Raw genomic sequence first — 6,549 nt, forward strand, 5'->3', positions numbered from 1 at the left:
ATGTCAATCGGACTCCGCAAATGGGCGCATGGGTTCTGATCAGAGAGTCTTGGTATTAACACTACATTGTAGACGGTATGTGAAGATTTCCTACGCCACCAGAACCCCGTAACAATATTTTAAGAAACTGTTCGCCTTCTATGTTTACCATTTTCGCATCTGGGTACCTAAACTGGAGAAACTTCATAACCAATGGATTGTCTTCCCCAGAATGAGAAGGCCATGCCCGAATATAAACCGTGCGACTCTCTATTCGCAGGCGCCTAATATTTGTCAACTTGTCTCTCTCGACGGTAAACGATTCCTTCACCCAATCTCCTTGTGAGAGACAATACAACTCTATTGATACTTGCACCTTCAGACTATTGAGAATGTCCAAGCCCAAAAAAACGGTTTCATTCTCGTTCGCCTTTCTCCTCTCGGGTGTATCTCTCGATTCTCTATCTTGCTTTGTCCTTTCACACAATTCGCTTCCATCTGAAAGGACGAGACATTGGCTCTGCGCCGCCCACCCCTTCGACGAAACCAGCACGCTCAGGCCAACGCTGGCAAGACATAAGGCAGCCTTATTCATCAGGAGATCAACGGTAGGCATATCGACGAGAGAGGGCATCGTTAACACCCGGCCCAGACACCCTCACATAGCCGTCAGCGACCACCACAAATTTAAACGTCTGCGGCGCACCAAACTCAAGGCTCCGCGGGTTCCAGGACTTCACGTCGTAGGTCACTTCGCCAACCGTACACACGCATGAATCGCCACTTTTAATGCCAACCGGAACAGCTGCCGCGAACGACGCATATTCTTTCGGAAACTCGGACTTGGCAGCCGCGTCAATAGCATGCGCTTCTGCGACAACACCGGACGTGAGTCGTACAGATGACCGCACATCCAGCTTCGAGAAACGTACGCGATACTTGCCGCTGTGCTCTACGACCTGGCCGTCGTCATACTTGAGCGTACTACGATAATTTCCGTCTCGCCCAAGAGTCGTGAAGGCCGTCAGCATCCGACCTCTATTGTCCTGCATCCGGGTGGCCCAACCTCCCTTCCACCACGCCCCTGTGGTTTCGGGATGCCGTGCGCGATCGCATGGTAACGTGCCCGCAAATTCACACGACATAGCCTGTTCGATACTCAAGATTCCGAACGACGCAACAACTGCTGCGAAAACAAACTTCATAGTTGGCTCCCAATATCCACTACCTGACGGACGGCTACCGCTGAAAAACCCACTTGCCGTTTTCCTTGCAACCCACAACTCGAGCTTGCTCAGGCTCACATATCTGAAACTGCCGGCACTGCTGCCCCCCCGCCACAAACTCAGGTCCAACCGCACCGCTTTTGCAAGAACCGGCATCTTGGGGATGAACAGGAGACGGATGCCCATGGGGACGGCCCCTGCCCCACCCAATAGTAGCGGCTTCAACGCGTGCGGCGCGGCCAGGGTGAGAACTGCTCCCCTCTTCAGACAGGGTTAAAAACAGCGACTGGGCATTTTGGACCGATCCACCCATACGGCCAATAACGAAGCCTGCAAACTCATCCGCCGCCAATTCCTTTTTCTGGTTGTCACCGGGAGTGGCACCAAAATTTCGCAGCGAGCCCGGTTTCAAGATCTCAAGGGTATCTGAATTAAAATGGTGGGCACATTCGTGTGACACGAGCGCAATCGCCTTCCAGTATGAGTCTTTACTCCCCTCGATGTTTTCCCTCAGCCACGTCTCACTATAGACAATTGTCCGGGACAACTTGTCGGTGTCGATATACGCACCCGCATTGGCAACATTGCCAGCCTTGATCGAAAAATTGGGTTTTAGACCAACGGCCGAAACAACCTCCTTCACCACCTTGGTTGCTAGATCGCTTGGATCAAACAGCCATACGTCGCCTCGCGGAACCACCTCATTAAAAGCGCACGCCGAGCGCAACACACTTGCCTTCATCCGCTCTTGCCCACGGGCAGCGAAGCCGGCGGAACATGCGCATGCTGCCCAACCTAAAAGGAATAATCTTCGAGAGGGCCGGAAATGATTTCTATACATAGCACCACAGTAACGGGCCACATTGGGTTGCTAGGGTTCTTCTCGATAGATCCACATAGTCCGAATTTCGGCATCACCCAATTTGGTGATGTGGCCCGGTTGTTGATGCACTTTGCAGGCTTGGCTAAGGGTCTGGCTCAAAATGTCACGAAGGATGGACTGCCCCTATCCTGACAGACAGGGCTCGCCAATCGTAAAAATGGCGCTGCACGGCCGAGAAGGGCGGGAGGTCCAGGGACAACAACGATCAGGCGGAGCCACTTGATACCAGATCGAGGATCACGTTCACGACGTCCTGCGCGTCTGTTGTTCGGGGGCGGCGGTTGCCGCCTGGTCGGCGCGCGCCCGTCTTGGTACGGCGGCGTCGGTGCCACTCGGGTGGGACGAACTGGCGCCGGCTATAGGACCGGCTTATTCTACTGCCGGGAATATCGTGGCTCGGCTGGCAGCACTCAAGAGCGATCCGTGGGCAGATTTTCACGTTGCCTTGGCTCCGTTGCAGGTCAAACCTGCGATCGGTGAAACACGAATAAGATCGAAGCGGGCCCGAAATCACAGGAACCAACAGACGCGACCTGCAGACCTGCAGGGCCAGACTTCGGAGATCGCCTGCACGGCGGTTTCAGGCAGCGGTTCAGCCTTTTGTTCAGGTCGCGTCTTTCGGTGGGCGCCGATCTGCTCGGCAACCTCCAGTATCGAGATGGACGCAGGCATGCACAGGTTAGGCTGGCCACGCAGCAGGGTTATCGTGTGGGCGACACCCTTGGAGTAAGCCTGCTGTATCGTTCCTTCTTTGTCGCGCGGCATCAACATCTTACAGCCCTCTTGAGGCTGGGTATCTCCTTTTCGCACCTTGGATAGCGCCGGCGGCGCTGCGAACGTAGCTGCGGTTACAGCGGCCGCAGTTGGAAGCGCCGGTAGCTGCCTATCGGGAGATCCAGCTCTCGTGCTTGCCGGAGAAGAGGGCAAAAGGGCGGCAAGAGGGACCTTGAGAGCTCAGGCGTTCATTTGTAGCATTTGTCACCAATCAAAGGCACACAAGAGATGGGAAGAAACGCAATGTCAGGGACCACAACGATTGCGCCTCGGGCGACCGATACGGATCTCGCCCAGCGTTTGTTCGACCTGACGGGCAAACGTATTCTCGTGACAGGCGGATCGCGGGGGCTCGGCCTGCAAATGGTCCGCGCTTTCGCTGCATGCGGCGCCGACGTCGCCATCGCCAGCCGCAAGATCGAGGCGTGTGAGGCGGCGGCGGAGGAAGTCAGGAAAGCCGGCCGGAAGGCGCTCGCCATCGCCGCCAACGCCAGTCGCTGGGAGGATATGGAGCGTCTGGCGGATGAGGTATTCGCCGGATTCGGTGGCCTTGACGTTCTCGTCAACAACGCCGGCATGTCGCCGGCGGTGCCCAGCCACGAGGTAACCGAGGCTTTGTTCGACAAAATCCTCGGACTGAACTTCAAGGGACCGTTCCGCCTGGCCTCGCTGGTCGCCAAGCGGATGTATGACGGCGATGGCGGCGTCATCATTAATACCTCCTCATCGGGCGCCCTCGTCCCGCTGCCGACAGTGGTGACGTACGCGGGCGCCAAAGCGGCGCTGAACGCCATGTCTGTATCCCTTGCGCGCGAGTACGGGCCAAAGGTCCGCGTCAATTCGCTTTCCGCTGGCCCGTTCCTCACGGACATTGCAGACGCCTGGGATCCGGACGCCCGGGAAAATGCCAGCAATTCGCTGCGTCGCCCGGGCCGGCCCGAGGAAATCGTCTCCACAGCTCTCTTTCTGGCAAGCGACGCATCGTCGTTCGTTACGGGCGCGGTCGTCCGGTGTGATGGCGGCATGGGTTAAGCTGCCATTGCCGGGCTCCCTGTCATCGACATGTTCCGGAGAATGCGTTTTGAGTGATGAAATCTCCAATTCACGCCCGACGGTAGGGGGATCCGTCTCAGGCAGGTTGTGCGGAATACGGCTACAAAGCCCGGATTCGCTCAACGCGTTCGACCATGGCATGCTGACCGCGCTACGGCATGCCGTTGATGCGGCCGTGGCCGACCTGCGCGTCTTTGTGATCGCTATCACGGGCGAGGGCCGGGCTTTCTACGCTGGGATCGACATTTCGCTGCTGCAGCGCGATGCGGCGCGGGCCGGTACGGGCAAGGATCGGCCGACCACCTTTGCAGAGGATCTGCGAGCACCTCGGAAGTCGGCCGGGCAGCCTGACCACACCCCGAGAATACCGCAATCGGGGATGGTGCGCCGTATTGATCGCCAGGCGATGATGCGCGACGGCTCATCCAGCCTTGTTTTTCAATAAACCAATTCCTCAAGGCTGCGGTTCAAAGGGGGCGGGCCGGCCTGGTCCATTTAGTTTCCAGAAGATGGGAAAAATAGGCTTGCAGATCAGGTGTCAGCCCGTTTTGAAGGCCGGACGCCAATCCTTCATGCCGCGCCTCGGTTGGCGTTATGCCAAATCGCGCACGAAAGCTGCGTAGCAGCTGGTTACTGCTGGAGAAGCCCATGCTGTAGGCTATATCTGTGATGGAGCGCGCGGCGTTCTCAGGCTTCAGCAGCTCAAGACATGTGGCGTCAAGCCGCTTGTCCTGCACAACCTTCGCTACACCGCCATCGGCCGCAAATGCGCGATACAGATGGGCGCGAGAGACGTTGAACTGTCGCTGGATTGTCTCCGGGGACAGGTCTTTCGCATGAAGGTTCTGCTGGATGAACATCAAAACACGCTGCCGCAGCGCAACAGCCAGTGGAGCCTGCTCATGGGTCTGATCCGGCGTTTCAGCTGTTAACGCTGAGGCCAGCAGGGTGATCAGCGCTTCTTGCGCAGCAAGCGCCTGCGGGCCGCCCAATGTCTCCTGGAGCGACACGAGACCCTCGAGGTAGGTCGTGATCAGGCGGGTCATGGGCCACACGGCTTTAAGCACGACGCCGTGCAGGTTTCGCGGCCCGACATGCCGTTCGAGTTCCTGTCGTGGAATGGCGATGCAAAGTCTGGAGCCAGCATCGACCTGGCTGGCGAATGGTTGCGTCAAATCCTGGATGCAGATATCGCCTGCCGTAGCGCTCACGTCTCTTCCGTCAAAGTCGCCTGTCATGCTTCCGGATGCGAAAACCTGGACCATATAAATGTCGAGGTCGCTCTGAAGAATGATGCGGCGGTCAAGCCCGCCAGGATAGCCAACGCAACCCGTCCCCCGATTTTGGGGACTGGGTCTGTGGCCGCTTGATGTGAGGGCGGTAACGGGCGGAGGATTGAGCGCGTCATTTGACAGCCGAGCCACACGGGTATGAAGCCACGAGTCCCTGGATGACAAGTGCGGTCGGGCTCGAGCGATCGAGCGTCATCGCATCCTGATAGCGCTCAAAGAATGCCAAGAGCGTCGCGACCCGCGCGGTATTTGTGACGTTCGCCGGCACGCATGCCAAGCCTGAAGGCATCGCGGTGGCGGTGGCTTCGACGATACCATAGCAAAGCCCGGCGCCAAAAGTTGTGTCGAAATTGATGGGAATGACGGGCTCGTCCTCCATCATGGCAACGTAGGCTTTGCACCCCCTTATGAAATTCGGGGTGGACCATGGGAGATCGGCATGCGGCGCTTCAGCCGGTGCGCCTACAGCCAGCACAGAACCAAGTGAGCCGACGAGAAAAACAAGGCCGGCAATGCCGACCTGGAGGGGTGCTGGCTGCATTTTGGGTCACCACAAGGAGTCGGGATGCGCTTTAATCACACTCAGCCTTTGCCATACACTCGTAGTGTCCTGTGCTTGATTTTGCGCATCGGGAGCAGCTGACATCCTTTGTCCTTGAGCAGAAGATCTTGGATCGTCTAATGGCGTCGTCACAGGCTTGGGCTTCGGAGGACCCGACGCCGATGCCAGTACGGACTTCGGCGGAAGCGCCGATAGCTCCAGCCGCGAAGATGATTGTAGCCAGTGCAATAGCTCTAAACATTGCTACCTCCGGTGACAAACCCGTTACGTAGACGGGCGTGGGTGGGACGAAGTGGCATTCGCTGGGCTGTAGGCGCTAATTTTGTGGAGCCACAATTAGAATTTTGGACCGTCGGAGCGGCGACATTCGCCAGGTACAATCTCCACGCGCTCACCCAAATCGTATTTTACCTCCGCGTGACCGGAGTGTCGTGATATAAAAATAGATGCGCCTCCAAACCATTTGGCGTGAGGAAGAGAAAACGCGTCGTGTGTGATGATCCATCCATCTTGTTTGGTAATGTGTATCGTGTGATCCCCTTTGCTAAAATGAATCGAATTTGAACTAACGAACTTGCATAGCAAAGTTACGTTGGGAGATGGTTTACCCCCCGTATTTCGGATATCATGGGGATCCGCTTTTCCTGCTTGGTTCAGTTCGGCAGAAGGCTGTTGTGCAGCAAGCGGGTGCGCTTTTCGCTCGCGCTCCACACGCGCGTCCTTATACCAAGACTCTCTGATCAGAACCCATGCGCCCATTTGCGGAGTCCGATTGACATG

8 protein-coding genes and 1 pseudogene are annotated in these 6,549 nt (G+C 57.0%); 3 read left to right on the forward strand and 6 right to left on the reverse strand.

Annotated elements, in window-relative coordinates:
• Nucleotides 1-581: 581 nt before the first annotated feature.
• A complete protein-coding gene (locus IE243_RS21745; RefSeq protein ID WP_191321399.1) occupies nt 582-1,184 on the reverse strand; it encodes a hypothetical protein in 603 nt (200 codons plus the stop codon).
• A 34-nt stretch (nt 1,185-1,218) separates the two neighbouring features.
• Entirely contained in the window at nt 1,219-1,947 is a 729-nt protein-coding gene (locus tag IE243_RS21750) for a hypothetical protein (protein WP_191321400.1), read from the reverse strand.
• A gap of 394 nt (nt 1,948-2,341) precedes the next feature.
• On the opposite strand from IE243_RS21750, the pseudogene ligD reads away from it, so the two are divergent.
• Nucleotides 2,342-2,503, forward strand: a pseudogene (ligD, locus tag IE243_RS24050) (non-homologous end-joining DNA ligase LigD); the annotation flags it as partial.
• Nucleotides 2,504-2,598: 95 nt separating this feature from the next.
• Here ligD and IE243_RS21755 read toward each other — a convergent pair.
• Nucleotides 2,599-2,859, reverse strand: coding sequence for a Rap1a/Tai family immunity protein (locus tag IE243_RS21755; protein ID WP_191321401.1), 261 nt, complete (start codon nt 2,857-2,859; stop codon nt 2,599-2,601).
• A gap of 246 nt (nt 2,860-3,105) precedes the next feature.
• Between IE243_RS21755 and IE243_RS21760 the strand changes: the two genes are divergently transcribed.
• Nucleotides 3,106-3,894 carry an SDR family NAD(P)-dependent oxidoreductase gene (locus IE243_RS21760; protein ID WP_191321402.1) on the forward strand — a complete coding sequence of 263 codons (789 nt, stop codon included), beginning with the start codon at nt 3,106-3,108 and terminating at the stop codon, nt 3,892-3,894.
• 49 nt (nt 3,895-3,943) lie between these two features.
• Nucleotides 3,944-4,360, forward strand: a complete 417-nt coding sequence (locus tag IE243_RS21765) for an enoyl-CoA hydratase/isomerase family protein (RefSeq protein ID WP_191321403.1) — start codon at nt 3,944-3,946, stop codon at nt 4,358-4,360.
• A 22-nt stretch (nt 4,361-4,382) separates the two neighbouring features.
• Here IE243_RS21765 and IE243_RS21770 read toward each other — a convergent pair whose 3' ends face one another.
• The 3 genes from IE243_RS21770 to IE243_RS23275 all read right to left on the reverse strand — a co-directional run.
• Nucleotides 4,383-5,339, reverse strand: coding sequence for a helix-turn-helix domain-containing protein (locus tag IE243_RS21770; protein ID WP_280514620.1), 957 nt, complete (start codon nt 5,337-5,339; stop codon nt 4,383-4,385).
• The gene (locus IE243_RS21775) at nt 5,320-5,748 is read right to left on the reverse strand and encodes a hypothetical protein (RefSeq protein ID WP_191321405.1); all 429 of its coding nucleotides are present in this window, start codon (nt 5,746-5,748) and stop codon (nt 5,320-5,322) included. The genes IE243_RS21770 and IE243_RS21775 overlap by 20 nt, the downstream gene beginning before the upstream one ends.
• Nucleotides 5,749-6,105: 357 nt before the next feature.
• Nucleotides 6,106-6,549 (reverse strand): hypothetical protein (locus IE243_RS23275; RefSeq protein ID WP_210319951.1); only part of this gene is annotated, 444 nt, incomplete at its 5' end.

The sequence above is a fragment of the Camelimonas fluminis genome, assembly GCF_014656355.1.
Lineage (GTDB): Bacteria > Pseudomonadota > Alphaproteobacteria > Rhizobiales > Beijerinckiaceae > Camelimonas > Camelimonas fluminis.

What these genes read in the sequence shown, in the direction of transcription:
- IE243_RS21745 (WP_191321399.1), bottom strand. Translation starts at nt 1,184, where the DNA reads ATGAAGTTTGTTTTCGCAGCAGTTGTTGCGTCGTTCGGAATCTTGAGT.
- IE243_RS21750 (WP_191321400.1), bottom strand. Translation starts at nt 1,947, where the DNA reads ATGAAGGCAAGTGTGTTGCGCTCGGCGTGCGCTTTTAATGAGGTGGTT.
- IE243_RS21755 (WP_191321401.1), bottom strand. Translation starts at nt 2,859, where the DNA reads ATGTTGATGCCGCGCGACAAAGAAGGAACGATACAGCAGGCTTACTCC.
- IE243_RS21760 (WP_191321402.1), top strand. Translation starts at nt 3,106, where the DNA reads ATGTCAGGGACCACAACGATTGCGCCTCGGGCGACCGATACGGATCTC.
- IE243_RS21775 (WP_191321405.1), bottom strand. Translation starts at nt 5,748, where the DNA reads ATGCAGCCAGCACCCCTCCAGGTCGGCATTGCCGGCCTTGTTTTTCTC.